This window comes from Streptomyces sp. NPDC034111 (assembly GCF_055575375.1).
This window is the reverse complement of the sequence record NZ_JBVIST010000006.1, coordinates 348,554-363,582: the sequence shown is the minus strand read 5'-3', so window position 1 is coordinate 363,582 and position 15,029 is coordinate 348,554. Positions and strand designations below refer to the sequence as shown.

The window sequence follows — 15,029 nt, the reverse complement described above, 5'->3', positions numbered from 1 at the left end:
CCCGGATCTCCCGGGCGGGGCCGCTGTCGTTGCCTCTGATCGACTTCACGCGGACTCTCTGAGGCGGTGGCCGTCAATCACTGCCGTCAAGAGAAACACCAGAGGCCCCGTTCGATATCGAACGGGGCCTCTGGCCTGCTGTGCGCTCGGCAGGATTCGAACCTGCAACCTTCTGATCCGTAGTCAGATGCTCTATCCGTTAAGCTACGAGCGCTTGGCTTTCCGGCGGTTTTTCTTGCCGGTCGGCGTTGCGGGAACAACATTACATGACCTGCGCCGTCAGGCGAAATCCATTAGCCGTAGCTGCTCTGACCTGCGGAAATGTGGTTGTGGCGGGGCGCGGGGGGATGCTCGGGGCGGGGCGCGGCCTCGATGATCTGGGCGAAGTTCGGGCGGGTGTAGTGCTCTTCGCGGGGAGGGTGGGTCGCGTCGGCTCGGGGTTGCCGAGGGTGACCGCCGGATGGGGTGGCGGGGGATGACGATGGCGGGGAGCCGGCCCGGCGGAGTGCCGGGGGTCGGAAGGCCGGGAAGTGGAGTGGTGGAGATCGCGAGGCCCGGGGAGGGTGGGCGGGTCCGGTCGACGGGGCAGGTTTTCTTGATCGCGTAAGGGCTGCGCGGACGCGTTCGGAACTTCGACTCCGGGCTCCGGGCTCCGGGCTCCGGAGGCCAGCGGGGTCGGAAGCACTCAGAAAGCCCGGAAGCATTCAGAAACGCCAGGGCCAGGCGTTCGGTGGGCTCTCCGGTTCTCCCCGCAGATGCGCTCAGGCCCCGGTCGAGAGGACCGGGGCCTGAGCGAAAGAGAGCGGAGGCGGAGGGATTTGAACCCTCGATGGGGGGTAAGCCCCAAACCGCATTAGCAGTGCGGCGCCATAGACCGGACTAGGCGACGCCTCCACGCACCCCACGCGCGCACGCACGCTGTGGTGTGTCCAGATGATGGCACAGCTCCCAGGGCTGTCACCAATCGCCCCCTACGGTACTAGGCCCGCGGGGCCCCCGGCAAAGACGTTCCTGCGGCGCAACGTCGGGGGCGGCGGCGCGTTAGGAGAGTCGGGGCCGTGACGGCTTCGTGTCGTGCGCCCCCGGCGTGTACGTACCGCGTACCGCCCCGCACTCGCCTCTTGGAGCCTGTGATGCCGCACCGCCGGACCTCGCCCCTCTTCGTCGCGGCTGCCACCGCCGCCACCGCCGCGCTGGCCCTGGCGGCGCCCGCCGCGTCCGCCGCCCCGATCCCCCTGCCGCACCACCGGGTCGGGAACGGGGTCACCGGTGCCGGCCACCACGGGCCCGACGGCGGCCGGCCGGCGCCCGAGGACCGTGGCCCCGGGGACGCGGCGTTCCTCGGCCCGTACCTGCCGCTCCACCACGCGCCCGCCGACCACCTCACCGTCACCGTCCACCACTCCGGGTCGGCACGGAACGACGGGACCTTCGAGCTGTACTGCCACCCTGACCGCGGCAGCACCCACCGGGACGCCAAGCGCGCCTGCGCCAAGCTGGACCGGATGACGCAGTGGGGCAGGGACCCGTTCGCTCCCGTGCCGCAGAACGCGCAGTGCACGATGATGTACGGCGGTCCGGCGACCGCACATGTGACCGGGACGTGGGCGGGGCGGCCCGTCAACGCCGACTTCCGACGCACCAATGGGTGTGAGATCAGCCGCTGGGGGCGCTTCGAACCCCTGCTCCCATCGACCACTTCGTGACCCGATTCGTGCCGCAGTAGCAGGCCAGGTCAGGACGAGTGGGCACATGTCGGGCGTGCGGTGGGTCGCACACCGCCGGGGCAATACCTCCCCGTCATCCGCCTCCGCGTCGCGGGCGAGTGCCCGTAGACTCCATTCCAGCGATCCGCCACGGTGGGTCGGCAAGGTGCGGTAACAGGGAGGAACCGGTCTCGTGAGCAGCAGGCCATCCCGAGGCGCTGCTCGCCTCGCAGCCATACTCGACGCCCTCCCCGACGCGCTGCTGCTCGTCAACTGCAACGGCACGGTCGTCAACGCCAACACCATCGCCCTGGAGACCTTCGAGGCGCCGGGCACGGCCCTGGTGGGGCGCGGTCTGCTGGATCTGCTGCCGTCCTTCGACTCCAAGCGGATCCCGGGCTCGATGCGGCGCAGGGACGAGGAGGTCGGCCAGCGGACGAAGCCGACGCGGATGATCGCGCGGCGTACCGACGGCACCGAGCTGATGGTCGAGGTGACCAGCGCCAACCTGGAGGACGGCCGTACCCCGTACGAGTCCGCCTTCGAGGCCGCGTACGCCGATCACCGCAACGGCTATACGGGCGACGAGCTGCTGATGCTCGTCGTCCGCGATCTGACCGGGACGCTGGACACCGAGACCGAGCTGGCCCGCCAGCAGCGGCAGACCGAGATGATCCTGCGGGCCGCGGCCGAGGGTGTGGTCGGGGTCGATGCCGAGGGCAAGGTCGTTCTCGTCAATCCGTCCGCGGCGCAGATTCTGGGCTACCGGGCGAGTGAGCTGGGTGGCAAGGAGCTGCATCCGCTCATTCATCACTCGCGGGCGGACGGCTCGGCGCTGCCGTGGGAGGACACGCCGCTGGCCGACACGCTCAAGTCCGGGCGCAAGCACCGGGTGCGGGGGCAGGCGCTGTGGGCGAAGGACGGGCGTGCAGTGTCCGTCGATCTGACGACGGCGCCGGTGCGGGACGGCGATCAGCTGGTCGGCGCGGTGATGACGTTCACCGACCGGCGTCCGTACGACGCGCTGGCGGGGCGCCATGCGCAGCTGCTGGCCGTGCTCGACCAGGCGCTGCGCGGGCCGCTGGAGGAGCTGAAGGGCGAGCTGGGCACGCTCGCCTCCGACCCGGCCGGCCAGCTGTGGCCCGAGGCCAACCAGATCCTGCACCACCTCGCGGCCGGCCACGCCCGGATGACGACGCTGGTGGACAACGTTCTGAGCTACCAGCGGCTGGACTCCGGCAAGGAGAAGCTGAACCGCGCGAAGGTCTCGCTCGACGGTGTCGTCGCGGCGGGCGTGGAGGGTGCGATCGAGCTGATCGGCCCCGGCCGGGCGCAGTTCGCGGTGCATGCCCCGCCGATAGAGGCCGTGGTGGACGCGGAGCGGCTGGCGCAGGCGCTGTCGCATTTGATCGCGGACGTCGCCGGTGTGGACTCCACGGGCCGGATGCCGGTGGCTGAGGCCGCGCTCGGCGCGGGCGGGCGTACGGGGGCGATCCCCGGCGACTCGACGATCGTGGTGGCCGCGGCCAAGCGCGGTGATGTCGTACGGATCGAGGTGCGCGGCCCGTTCGGCGGCGGCGATCCGGTCCATGAGCCGATCGTCCGCGGGATCGTGCGGCAGCACGGCGGGCTGATGCAGACGCACGAGGTGCCGGGGGCGCCGGGCGCGGGCGGCAGCGCGTATGTGCTGGAGCTGCCGGTGGCGGCGGACGGTACGGCGCCGGCGGACGGCACGGCGGCGGGCGGGGACCGGCCGACCGGCAATGAGACGACGGTGATGCCGGTACCGGCCGCCCACGCGAGGGGCACCCAGCCCGGGTCGGCCGAGGCCGGCCAGGGGGCCGGGGGCGACGGCCGCGAGGGCGCGGCCGGTGAACCGTCCGGTGGCGCTTCGGACGGCCGCGGGGTGCCGCCGACCGGTCGGCGGCGAGCCCGGCGTGCCGGTGCGGAGCAGGGTGCGTCTGCGGGCGGACCGGCCGCGGGTGCGGAGACGGGGAACGGCCCGGTGGCGGGCGGTACTCAGGGTGCAGGTGTTCCGCAGGGTGCTGCGGGTGGTGGTGCGCAGGGCGAGACCGGGGGTGGCGACTCCGGGACGGAGGCGGCTGCCCAGCACGGTGGTGCGGGCGGCGGTGCACAGCCCGACGGTCCGGGTGCGGAGGGTACGGCGGGGGCCGAGGCCGTACCGCCGACCGGTCGGCGGCGGGCCCGGCAGGGCGCCCCGGAGGGCGGCGGACTGCCCGCGCTCCCCTCTGGTGCGGGTCAGGTGCCCGCCCAGCAGGCGGGCGGAACGGCGGGCGGTCCCCAGGGGCCCGCGGCGGGCGCACCGGTACCGGCCGAGGCCCAAGGGGGACCGGCGTCGGCCTCCTCTCCTTCTCCTTCGTCAGCTTCCGCCGGGTCCCCGGTGCCGGCTTCCGCCGCGGCACGTGCGCAGATTCCGGGGCAGGCGCCCGCTCCTGAGCAGCCGCAGGGCCTGGGGCCGGTGCAGCCGTCCGGCCGGCGGGCGCGCCGGGCGCTGGCCGAGGCGCCCGAGCGGACCGCGCAGGGCGAGCGGGCCCAGACGCCCGCGGCCGCCGGTGCGCAGCAGTCGGCCGGTGCGCGTACCGCCTTCGCACTGCCGCCCGCGGCGGCGGACCGGAGCCCGCAGCCCGCACCGTCGGCGCTGCCCGCGACCGCCGACCAGGGGCCCGCGCCCCAGGACGGCGCCGGTACGGGACGGCGTCGGGCCCGTCGGCCGGTGGCCGGTGGCCCGGAGGCGGCGTCCGCCGGGCAGCCCGGAAACGAGCTGGATGTGGTCGCCAACGCGGCCAACTCTGCTGATTCTCAGGCGAGTTGGGATGCCGAGCCGACCGGAAGGCGGCGGGCCCGGCGGGCCGCCGCCGAGGAGCGTGCGGCGGCCGCGATGGCCGACTCCGAGTCGTCCGGCACCTTTGTGGCGGGCCCGGAGGGGCTGGTGGCGCAGCCGGCCGAGCACAGCGACCCGGCCGCTCCGGCCGAGCCGGCCGCCGCGGCCGAGGCGAGCGGCCCCGTCGACGCGACCGGCACCGGGAGCGGGGTCGGCACCGGGCTGGGGACGCCGCCCGGCGTCCCGCAGCCGTCGGGCGGCCCTGCGCACCAGCAGCCGCAGACCGCGCAGGCCCCTGCCCCCGCGCCCACCGGCCGCCGACGGGGCCGGCCCAGCCCCGCCGAAGAGGCGGCGGTCCCGCCGGCCGCACCGCACCGGCAGCCGCTGCCGCCCGCAGCCGAGGACGACGGGCAGGCCGCAGGGCGGGCGTTCAGCGTGCGCACGCTCGGGCAGGGCGTGCCGTTCGCCCAGCAGATCGTCGATCCGCAGCGGCCGCCGGCGCCGCCCGGCAGCACCCCGCCCGGTGGTACGTCCACCGGTTCGGGCCGCCGCCGTAAGCTCGCCGCGCCCCCGCAGGACGACCCGCGCATCGCCGCCGCCGACTCCGCGGCGGCCGAGGGGCGCCCGCACCCCGGGACCCAGCCCGGCGCACCGCAGCCGCAGGCCGGGCAGCCGGAGCGGCCCCCGCTCCCCCCTGCGCATCCCGCGCCGCCGGCCCAGCCGCAGCCGCATCTGATGGACGCCAGTGAGGGCCGGGCCTTTGCCATCTCCGCGCCCGACGAGGGCAGCGAGGGCCCCGAGCCGCTGGACGGCCCGAACGGCGCCATAGAGGTGATGAACCGTCAGCCGATGCCGATGGACGACGAGTTGCCGCCGGAGCCGCTGGACAACCCGCGTCGGCTGCTGGTCTGGCCGGCACCGGACGTCGCCACCCAGCAGGCGCTCAGCGACCGTGGCTACCGGCCCGTCATCGTCAACTCCCGCGAGGAGGTCGATGCGCAGATCGCGGCGTACCCCGCGGCGCTCTTCGTCGACCCGCTGACCGGGCCGATCACCCGTACCGCGCTTCAGTCGCTGCGTCAGGCGGCGGGCGCGGCCGAGGTCCCGGTGCTGGTGACCGCCGGTCTGGGGCAGGCCACCCGGGAGGCGGCGTACGGCGCCGACCCGGCCGTACTCCTCAAGGCGCTGGCCCCGCGTGACAGCGAGGCACATCCGCCGCGGGTGCTGCTGATCGAGCAGAACGACGCCATCGCGGGCGCGCTGACCACATCGCTGGAGCGGCGCGGGATGCAGGTCGCACGGGCCGGTGCGGACGCCGACGCGGTCACCCTGGCGGCGCAGATGCGGCCGAATCTCGTCGTCATGGATCTGATGCAGGTACGCCGCCGGCGGTCCGGCATCGTCGACTGGCTGCGCGCCAACGGGCTGCTGCACCGCACCCCGCTGGTCGTCTACACCTACGCCGACATGGATCCCGCGCAGCTGCCGCGGCTGGCGGCCGGTGAGACGGTGCTCTTCCTCGCGGAGCGTTCGACGAGCGCCGAGGTGCAGGCCCGGATCGTCGATCTGCTCGCCAAGATCGGTACGAACTGAGCGGGCCGGCACCGGCCCGCTCAGGCCCGCCTCACGCGAGCAGCGTCACGTCCAGCTCGCCGTCCGCGTACTGCCTACGCAGCACCTTCTTGTCGAACTTGCCCACGCTCGTCTTGGGCACCGCCGGAATCAGCGCCCACCGCTCGGGCAGCTGCCAGCGCGCGATCCGCTCGCCGAGGAACGCCTTCAGCTCCTCGTAGCCGACCGTCGCGCCCTGCGTCAGCACCACGGTCGCCAGCGGCCGCTCGCCCCACTTGTCGTCCGGTACGGCGACCACCGCGGCCTCCGCCACATCCGGGTGTGCCATCAGGTGGTTCTCCAGCTCGACCGAGGAGATCCACTCCCCGCCGGACTTGATGACGTCCTTGGCGCGGTCGGTCAGGGTCAGATAGCCGTCGGGGGTGATGGTGCCGACGTCGCCGGTGCGCAGCCAGCCGTCGGGGCTGAACTTGTCGTCGGGGCGGAGCGGTTCGCCCTGCGCACCGCCGTAGTACGCGCCCGCGATCCACGGGCCGCGGACCTCCAGCTCGCCGGCCGACTGCCCGTCGTGCGGCAGCTGTGCGCCGTCGGGGCCGATCAGCCGCGCCTCGACGGAGGCCGGGAAGCGGCCCTGGGTGGCGCGGTAGGCCCACTCCTCCTCGCCGCTCACCCCGGCCGGCGGGTGCGAGACGGAGCCCAGCGGAGAGGTCTCGGTCATGCCCCAGGCGTGCACGACGCGGATGCCGTGCCGCTCCTGGAACCCGCGCATCAGGGCCGGCGGGCAGGCCGAGCCGCCGATGACGACGGTCCGCAGACAGCCGACATCACGCTGTGTGGCGTCGAGTTCGACGAGCAGGCCCTGCCAGATGGTGGGGACGGCGGCGCCGATGGTGGGCCGTACGGTCTCGATCATCTCGGCGAGCGGGGCGGGCTGGAGAAAGCGGTCCGGCATCAGCAGCGAGGCGCCGGCCATGAACGCGGCGTGCGGCAGGCCCCAGGCGTTGACGTGGAACATCGGCACGACCGGGAGCGTGATGTCGCGCGGGGTGAGCGCGAACGCCTCGGCGGTGTTGACCTGGAGCGAGTGCAGATAGAGCGAACGGTGGCTGTAGAGCACGCCCTTGGGGTCGCCGGTGGTCCCCGAGGTGTAGCAGAGCGCCGCGGCCTCCCGCTCGTCGATCTCCGGCCAGTCGTACGTCTCCGGCCGCCCGGCGATCAGCTCCTCGTAGTCGTGCACCCGCGCCCGCGCGCCGTCCAGGACGGAGGTGTCCCCCGCACCGACGACCACGACGTGCTCGACCTTCGGCAGCTGCGGCAACAGCGGGGCCAGCAGCGGCAGCAGGCTCCCGTTGACGAGCACCACCCGGTCCTCGGCGTGGTTGATGATCCACACCAGCTGTTCGGCGGGCAGCCGCAGATTGAGGGTGTGCAGCACCGCCCCCATGGCGGGGATCGCGAGGTAGGCCTCCATGTGCTCGGCGTTGTTCCACATCAGCGTGCCGACCCGCTCCTCGTCGGCGACCGACAGCTCGTCGCGCAGGGCGCGGGCCAGCTGGGCGGCGCGGCGGCCGATCCCGGCGAAGGTGCGACGGTGCGGGTCACCGTCGGTCCAGGTGATGACCTGCGACTGGCCGTGGACCGTCGATCCGTGGGCCAGGATTCGCGAGACGGTGAGCGGTACGTCCTGCATCGTGCTGAGCACCGGGTGCCTCCGCTTTGTTACGGGCGGGTAGTGGTGTTGCGATTGTCAGCGCATACCGGGCGGTATGTCACGCCCTCGGGGGTGTGTTCTTGCCAGCTCCGGGCCTGGCGACGGGGCGCGGTTCACCCACAGGGATGGCCTTGCGGGCACGTTGCTTGTGCGGGCTCCGGGCGGGACACCACGCTGGCGGGCAACCGGTTACTTTTCCCCACAGGAGCGACATATGCGCCCCCCTCTCCGCCGTTGCCTCGTCCTCGCCGCCCTGGGTGGTGCCGGGCTGTTCGCCTGCGGTGCCGCGCAGGCGGCGCCGCAGACCGTGCCGGTCCAGCGGCCGGCCGACGACGGTTCCGCCCTCGGACGGCCGCTGTTCAGCGGGCAGTTGGACCCGGTCGGCGGCCATGGCGGAGGCGTGATCGCGGGCAGCGGGCGGCCCTTTGTCACCGGGGCCGGCGGGGTCTGAGCGGGAGGGGCGGCTGAACGCACCGCGCCCCTGCTCCGGCCATGTGCCGGAGCAGGGGCGCTTTCGTCGCTACCAGCGTGGGTTACTGACCGTCCCCTCCCTGCGGCGACGGTTCACGCGGAGCCTCCGGGGGCATGGGGCCGCCATCGTGCTTGCCCCCGTCCACCTCCATGTCGGCCGGGTGCCGGAACGGGACGCCGCGCCAACCTTCACTGTCCGGCTCGCGCGTCTCGTACGTCTCGACGGCTACGAGGCTCATTCACCAACCTCCTCTTTCGTGAGGAGCCATGCCGCCGTACCGTCGAGGCATGGCCCGTAGTCCGCAGAGGGTTTCCTCTGCGGTTGGTCCCGCCCCGGCTGCTCGACTGTCCAGGTTTCTGCCGCCGGGGCGGGAGTCTTCAGGCTCCGACCATCGCCGGGCAGACGCAGCAGACCCACATGTCGGCCTGCTCTCAGTCATCGCCTGCCCATGGCCGCAGAGCATTCATTGACGCCCCTTGGCACGGCGCCAAGGCACGGAAACGGGCATGGGGCACCTTCGCTGCCTGTGGTAGAGACACGGTGTTCGAGTAAAGATCCAGGGTTCCGCCCAGTGGTGCCCACCAGCCCTCACTGATCTCGGTGCTCGGCCTGTCCTGCTCGGGGTCGGTCATGACGCCTCCGCGTGCCCACGGCCGTGGTTTCGGATCTCCCGAGCAGCAGCGCATGCCGTCCGCAATTCGTTCCGCTCCCGCGCCTGACTCCGCTGGAGGTTCAGGGCGCGACACACCTTGCAACCGGGGACCGGTTCGCCCTCCAGCAGCCAGCCGTCCAGCTGCAGTTCAACGGGCGGTTGGCTGTACCGAATTGGGCTCGTCATGGCATCTCCGCGGAGTGAACGGCTTGTCATCCCGACGGTATGGAGAGCGAAAGACTCAGCTCAATGAACTTCTACGAACTTGCACGCCTTCACCCGAGAGCGTCGATTGCCGAAGCAATGAGCTTCCTGGCGGCCGCCCCGTAAGCAGCGATACCTGCGAGTTCGGTGAACGTCTTGGCGTACTCGGCGATTTCACTCGGTTGCCTCACGGTGAGGCTGGCGGACACCAGCTCACAGGTGGCCTGTTTCTCGTCGTACAGGGAGAAGGACTCGCACGGCCACGCATTGCCGCGTACGACGCCCATGGGGATCACGCCAAGACTCAAAGAGGGCGCAGCCGTCATGCCGATCAGATGGCCCAGTTGGCTCACCATCGTGGCGGAGTCGCCGATGACCGTGCGAAGAACCCACTCCTCAATGAGGAAGGCGAACCGGCGTCCTCCCGTGTGCAGGACCCGTTGGCGCTCCATCCGCGCTGCAACGGCCTCGTCCGTGTCGCCAGGAGTGTCCCTGACAGAGGCAACCGTGTTGAGGATGGCTCGTGTGTATTCGTGGGTCTGGAGCAGCCCTGGGACGACCCATGACTGGTAGAAGCGGAACCAATGGGTTCGCTCGAAGAGCGGTAGTACAGACTCCTGGGCGCGCTTCAGGCCGGCGCTCTCCAGACGACGCCACTCCACGTACATGCCGTCGATGCCACGGGCGGTCGCGATGAGGTCCGCGGCTTGGCCCTCGGCGTCACAGATCCGGGTCCAGATCCGAATGTCCTCATCGGAGGGAGGAGTTCGACCGTTCTCAAGCCGGGAACACTTCGACTCATGCCACCCTGCCGCCGCCGCCAGGGCGCGAGCCGTCAGGCCGGAGTCCTTGCGAATCTCACGGAGGCGCTTCCCGAGCGCTTCCCTGGCCTGCCGGACGCTGGACGACGGCGACGACGGGGACACGGAGAGTTCAGCCCTGTTCGTGGTTCAGACCGGCCTGTACACCTCGTGCGGGACTGCGCGTTCCCAGACCGCCTCGAAAGCCGTCGAGCAGAGATCCACGATGGCTGGTTCCGTCGTGCGCTCCTCGTCTCCCTCAGGTGACAGCTCGCCGTCCCCGGTGAAGTGCAGGAACACGACCAGGCTGTCATCGAACAGCCAGAAGTCATTGCCTGGGAGCGCGAGGTCCGACGCCTTGCGACGTGGTAGCCAGCGGACCTGCTCGCCGGCCTCCACGTTGCTGGGCGTGAGGTGGTGCTCGAAGCGGAGGTAATCACTCATGGGCTCGGAGAAGATCCGAGCACGGCGGACTTCCACACCGCGCGTGGTGATCTCTTGCATCAGGGCGAGCCAGGGGCGCGATGCCGGGTCGTTCTCGGCAGGGACGCTTTGCCAGTCCTGTAGCCAGGAGACGAATCGCGGGTCGGATCGCATGTACCCGTCCCTCATCTCCAGGTGAACGGCGGAACGCTTGGCCTGCTTGAACAGCTCGCTAAACGTCAGCTCGTCCGCCACCGCGTACCTCCGGGAAGAACTGTGTCATGTACTTGGGGATCTCTACGACGGTCTCATGGTCCGGGAGATCCAACTGGGAGAGTCGTTCGCCATCCAGCACCTTCAGACCCTGGACCAGGTACTTGTCAGCCACGTCGTCGTAATAGACGGTGGCGGACTTACCCTCCGGGGAGTTCGGGTCCTTGCCGAGCATGTGCAAAGCCATGGTGCCCTCCTCACTTAGTGAAGACGATCTCTATGTACGAGCTTGCGCTCAAGTCACCCTGCTGCGCACTGAACTTGCATGAACTTGCACAGGCTTAAGGTTCCCGTGATCGCTGCCGTCTCCGGGGCGGAGAAGGGATGCGATCGCCGCGCTGATCATCTGGCCCGCCCGTGATCTATAGCGTGCTCCATGGCTCGCTCCAAATGGTCCTCGAACCGATCCAACTGATGCTGGAATTCGGGACGGTCGGTGTCGTGGAAGACAACGGTCACGCCAGGCTCATCGCAGCGGTACATCCAGCTGCATACCTGCACAATCTCGTGCCGGCTGAGAGGGCAGCGCACTGCTACCTCGTCCGGCCAGTTTGTTCCGTTTCCCGCTTGTCCTGGGTCCTCTTGTTCGCCTCGCGGGTCTTCTGACTCAGGTCCTCGGGCGTGCCCCTCATCGGTACAACCTCCCCCTCCAGGATCTTCACGATCTTCTCGGCGTGCGGGGCTGACAGCGACGGCAACAAGATCTTGTTCGCCTGCCTGCCGTGCACGGTGCTTACGACCACTGACGACGGCTGCGCGATGACACCGGCCGTACGCAGCGCTTCGTCCAGCATGTTCCGCACCTCGCACACCGGAGGAACGCCGTAGCGGGGGATCTGGCCACCCAGTGCCTTGGTGAGCCACTGGGCCTGTTGGGTCGTCAGCGTCATGACGCGGATCCGAGTGACCTTGACCCCCTCCACCATGCCGGGTGCCACGACTGACGGTTCGATGTCGAGACCCCCTTTGCGCAACGCTGCGTCCAGACGCTTCCGCACGTCGTCTGCTGCCTGGTGCGCTGTCCGGATACCTGTGCCGGTCATGGCCCTGCTCTCCTTTGTCCTGTTCCGGGGATGGCTCCACACTGCGCGTCCAGGAGTACGCTGAACAGGGCTTCAGCCATTCCAAACCAGGCTGGAATATGGGGAGTTGGACAAATGAGCGAGGCGCCCGAGTCACCCACAGAGACGTTCGGCACAGAGATCAAGTGCGCCCGCGAGGCGCGCGGTTGGTCTCAAGCTGCGCTGGCCGACAAGCTCTGCTGCCAACAGCCCTATGTGAGCAAGGTGGAGAGGGGGCAGCAGCTGGCCAGCGCCCAGTTCGCCGAGCAGGCCGACAAGGTGTTCGGAACGCCGGGGACCTACGCCCGGATGCGCCAGCGTGCGGCCGACGCAGGCAATCCTGTGTGGTTCATTCCGTACCTTCAGCTTGAGCGTGAGGCGCTGTCCATCTGCGATTACTCCACCACGCGCATCATGGGCATACTGCAAACCCCGAAGTACGCGGAAGCCGTCTTCCGATCTGCCCGCCCGCAAGACCCGGCAGCGGAGATCAAGAGGCGCGTAGAAGATCGCATGCGCCGACGAGAACTGTTCGACACCCCCACCCCACCCTCGCTGTGGGTCATCTTGTACGAAGCGGCCCTATGGTCCCGCGTGGGCAGCGCAGACGTCATGCAGGAGCAGCTTCAACACCTGCTGTCTGCCTCCGAGTCTCCGCACGTCACCATCCAGGTCTTCCCCTTTAGCGCGGGCACCGCGTCACGAGGAGTGCCGTTTATCGTGCTGACCCAGCGGGACGGGACTGAAGTCCTGTACGAGGAGACCTACGAGCGAGGGCAGGTGGACGATTCAGCGGACGCGGTCGCCGAAGCGCGGGCGGCATACGAGCGGCTGCGCGCTGATGCCCTGTCCCGAGGAGACTCCCTCTCCCTTATCCATGACGTTATGGAGGCGTACAACCATGAGCACCACCCCCGACCTGTCCCGCGCGGAGTGGGTCAAGAGCAGTTACAGCGAAGGCAACGGCGGCAATTGCATCGAGTGGGCCCCCGTATTCGCACCCTTCGGCGTGGTGCCCATCCGTGACAGCAAGGCCCCGCACGGCCCCTCGCTCACCTTTCAACCGTCCGCCTGGTCCTCGTTCGTGTCGGCCGTCCGGCGTGACGAGTTCGGCGCCATCTGACCACCACAACCGCTGAAGCCCCGCTTCATCCGGTCTGGGAGTAGCGGGGCTTCATCTTGCCTTTGGCGAGGGTGCCTGGTTGTGATCACTGACCGGCGGCCGCCGCCGGTCAGGCCCGTGCGTCGGCCGTCGACGGCAGCGCCTGGAGGACCAGCACCGACAGATCGTCCTCGACCGGGCCGGTGCCGAAGTCGTGGGCCGCGCGCCGTACATGCTCGGCCAGGGCCTTGGCGCCCAGGCCCAGCCCGTCCTTCATGACCTCGATCAGACCGTCGTTGTCGTCCAACTGCCAGTTGCCGCAGCGGCGTTCGGTGACACCGTCGGTGACGCACAGCAGCGTTTCGCCCGGCGCGAGGGGGAAGGAGCTGGCGTGGTACTCGGTGCCCTCGTCGATGCCGAGCAGCATCTGCGGCTCGGAGGCGGGCTCGACGGTGCCGTCGACGAACATGTGCAGCGGCGGGGGGTGGCCGGCGCTGGCGACCGTACAGCGGGCGCCCGGTACGCCCGGGTCGACCTCCAGCTCACCGTAGAGCAGGCTCAGAAAGCGGGAGCCGGCCTGTTCGCCGCCGAGTTCCAGCGCCTCCGCGCTCTCCTCGGCCATGGCCAGGTTCAGCCGGCCGAGGACCGATTCGACACCGTGGCCCTCGCGGGCCAGCAGGCGTACGAGGTGCCTGGCCAGGCCGGTGACCGACATCGCCTCGGGGTCCTTGCCCTGTACGTCGCCGAGCAGGAAGCACCAGCGGCGGTCGCCCATCGGGAAGACGTCGTAGAAGTCGCCGCCGACGGTCTGGCCCTCGCCGTGCGGTTCGTAGACGATCGCGGTGTCCACGCCGACGATGCTGGCCAGCGAGGCGGGCAGCTGGCGGCGCTGGAGCGCCAGGCTGATGCTGGTCTGCCGGGTGTACTGCCGGGCGGTGAACACGGCCTGGGCCACCCGGCGCGCCACGTCCTCGACCATCCGCACGACGGTGTCGGTCATCTGTAGCTGCCCGGCCCGGCCGAGCAGCAGGACGCCCTGGTCGGTGTCCCGGGCGACCAGCGGGAAGGCGAGGGCGGAGCCACCCGCGTGAGTCGTACCGGCGCACTCGGGCCAGGGCCAGGGGGTGCCCGCGGTACGGACCATGTCGGTGGGCGGATCGCGCTCCAGGTCGGCGCGGAGCGGGGTGATCCGCCGCTCGTCGACGTGCCAGACGCGGGAGAGCTGCATGCCGCCGCCGTCCGTGGTCAGCCAGATCGCGCACCAGTCGGCGAGCCGGGGGACCAGCAGCTGGGCGGCGAGCGCGGTGACCATGTCCTGGTCGAGCTGGCCGGCCAGCAGCTCGCTGGTCTCGGCGAGGAAGGAGGGGCCGCCGCGGTCGGCCCATTCGGCGGCGTAGCCGCGCGGGCGGTCGCGCGGGCCGGCGGCGTGGGTCAGGCGCGCCGGTGGTTCCCGCCGGGGCTCGGGGCCGGCCGGTGCCGGTTCGCCCTCGGTGGCCTCCAGGCGGAACCAGACCGTCTTGACCGACTGGCGGTAGGTCACGCCCCAGGACTCCGCCAGCGCGCTGACCAGCTGGAGACCGAAGCCCGGCTCGCCGGGGCGGGCGTCGACCCCGCCGCGTACCCGCCGGGAAGGGTGGCGGTCGGAGACCTCCATCACCACGCCGACCTTCGCCCGGCCGTCGCCCTCCTCGGAGTCGGGGGGCGGGCCGTGCTCGATGCGGCAGGTCACGTCGATGTCGGTGCCCGCGTACATCACCGCGTTGGTGACCAGCTCGCTGGTGAGCAGGACCGCGGTGCCGATGAGGTCCGAGCTGATCGCCGCCACCCCGGGGCCCGCGGTGGCCGGCGATGCGGCCGCCCGTTCGGTGAGCAGTGCACGCACGAATTTCCGGGCTCCGGAGGCCGCGAGCTGATTGGCCGGCAGGCCTCTGCGGGACACGGATTCCGTTGCGTACGGGGAGGACAGCGGCGCCACCGCACCCCCTGGGGATGCCGGGAAAAACTGATTACAAGCGCTTTATACTATGTCATAACTGCCCAAATGGATCTCCCGGCCCCAATGGATCTCTCCACAACGACCTCTGGGGATGATGCGCGATGGCTCTCGACCCACCCCGGCCGGAGTCTGCCTCGACGCCCCCGGACGGCCCCGGGCCCCAGGGAGTCACGGAGGGAACCCGGGACTCACCGCCTGCGCCGGAGACCTTGGCG

12 protein-coding genes and 2 tRNA genes are annotated in these 15,029 nt (G+C 70.8%); 5 read left to right on the top strand and 9 right to left on the bottom strand.

From position 1 onward, the window contains the following. Positions 1-141 precede the first annotated feature (141 nt). Together ACZ55A_RS18095 and ACZ55A_RS18090 are read right to left on the bottom strand one after the other, a co-directional pair. A tRNA-Arg gene (locus ACZ55A_RS18095) sits at positions 142-214 on the bottom strand. A gap of 589 nt (positions 215-803) precedes the next feature. Continuing rightward, positions 804-894: transfer RNA gene (locus ACZ55A_RS18090), tRNA-Ser, on the bottom strand. 239 nt (positions 895-1,133) lie between these two features. On the opposite strand from ACZ55A_RS18090, the gene ACZ55A_RS18085 reads away from it, so the two are divergent. Beyond that, positions 1,134-1,706 (top strand): SSI family serine proteinase inhibitor, encoded by a 573-nt coding sequence (locus ACZ55A_RS18085; protein ID WP_468840814.1) that lies wholly within the window; start codon positions 1,134-1,136, stop codon positions 1,704-1,706. 193 nt (positions 1,707-1,899) lie between these two features. Further along, entirely contained in the window at positions 1,900-6,141 is a 4,242-nt protein-coding gene (locus ACZ55A_RS18080) for a PAS domain-containing protein (protein WP_468840812.1), read from the top strand. A 31-nt stretch (positions 6,142-6,172) separates the two neighbouring features. Here ACZ55A_RS18080 and ACZ55A_RS18075 read toward each other — a convergent pair whose 3' ends face one another. Continuing rightward, positions 6,173-7,822, bottom strand: a complete 1,650-nt coding sequence (locus ACZ55A_RS18075) for a long-chain fatty acid--CoA ligase (RefSeq protein ID WP_468840810.1) — start codon at positions 7,820-7,822, stop codon at positions 6,173-6,175. A 223-nt stretch (positions 7,823-8,045) separates the two neighbouring features. On the opposite strand from ACZ55A_RS18075, the gene ACZ55A_RS18070 reads away from it, so the two are divergent. Further along, positions 8,046-8,282: a hypothetical protein gene (locus ACZ55A_RS18070; protein ID WP_468840808.1), complete on the top strand. Its 237-nt coding sequence runs from the start codon at positions 8,046-8,048 to the stop codon at positions 8,280-8,282. A gap of 82 nt (positions 8,283-8,364) precedes the next feature. Here ACZ55A_RS18070 and ACZ55A_RS18065 read toward each other — a convergent pair whose 3' ends face one another. The 5 genes from ACZ55A_RS18065 to ACZ55A_RS18045 form a co-directional block, all read right to left on the bottom strand. Beyond that, a complete protein-coding gene (locus ACZ55A_RS18065; protein WP_468840806.1) occupies positions 8,365-8,541 on the bottom strand; it encodes a hypothetical protein in 177 nt (58 codons plus the stop codon). A 689-nt stretch (positions 8,542-9,230) separates the two neighbouring features. Further along, positions 9,231-10,085, bottom strand: coding sequence for a helix-turn-helix domain-containing protein (locus ACZ55A_RS18060; protein WP_468840804.1), 855 nt, complete (start codon positions 10,083-10,085; stop codon positions 9,231-9,233). A 24-nt stretch (positions 10,086-10,109) separates the two neighbouring features. Beyond that, positions 10,110-10,637 (bottom strand): DUF6879 family protein, encoded by a 528-nt coding sequence (locus ACZ55A_RS18055; RefSeq protein WP_468840802.1) that lies wholly within the window; start codon positions 10,635-10,637, stop codon positions 10,110-10,112. Next, positions 10,615-10,842, bottom strand: a complete 228-nt coding sequence (locus tag ACZ55A_RS18050) for a hypothetical protein (RefSeq protein WP_468840800.1) — start codon at positions 10,840-10,842, stop codon at positions 10,615-10,617. The genes ACZ55A_RS18055 and ACZ55A_RS18050 overlap by 23 nt, the downstream gene beginning before the upstream one ends. Before the next feature lie 346 nt (positions 10,843-11,188). Next, a complete protein-coding gene (locus ACZ55A_RS18045; protein ID WP_468840798.1) occupies positions 11,189-11,698 on the bottom strand; it encodes a hypothetical protein in 510 nt (169 codons plus the stop codon). 114 nt (positions 11,699-11,812) lie between these two features. On the opposite strand from ACZ55A_RS18045, the gene ACZ55A_RS18040 reads away from it, so the two are divergent. Together ACZ55A_RS18040 and ACZ55A_RS18035 are read left to right on the top strand one after the other, a co-directional pair. After that, positions 11,813-12,742, top strand: a complete 930-nt coding sequence (locus ACZ55A_RS18040) for a helix-turn-helix domain-containing protein (RefSeq protein WP_468840796.1) — start codon at positions 11,813-11,815, stop codon at positions 12,740-12,742. Then, the gene (locus ACZ55A_RS18035) at positions 12,693-12,839 is read left to right on the top strand and encodes a DUF397 domain-containing protein (RefSeq protein ID WP_468840895.1); all 147 of its coding nucleotides are present in this window, start codon (positions 12,693-12,695) and stop codon (positions 12,837-12,839) included. The genes ACZ55A_RS18040 and ACZ55A_RS18035 overlap by 50 nt, the downstream gene beginning before the upstream one ends. 109 nt (positions 12,840-12,948) lie before the next feature. On the opposite strand, the gene ACZ55A_RS18030 is transcribed toward ACZ55A_RS18035, so the two are convergent. Then, on the bottom strand, positions 12,949-14,757 hold the full coding sequence (locus ACZ55A_RS18030; RefSeq protein ID WP_468840793.1) for a SpoIIE family protein phosphatase: 1,809 nt from the start codon (positions 14,755-14,757) through the stop codon (positions 12,949-12,951). Between the last annotated feature and the right edge of the window lie 272 nt (positions 14,758-15,029).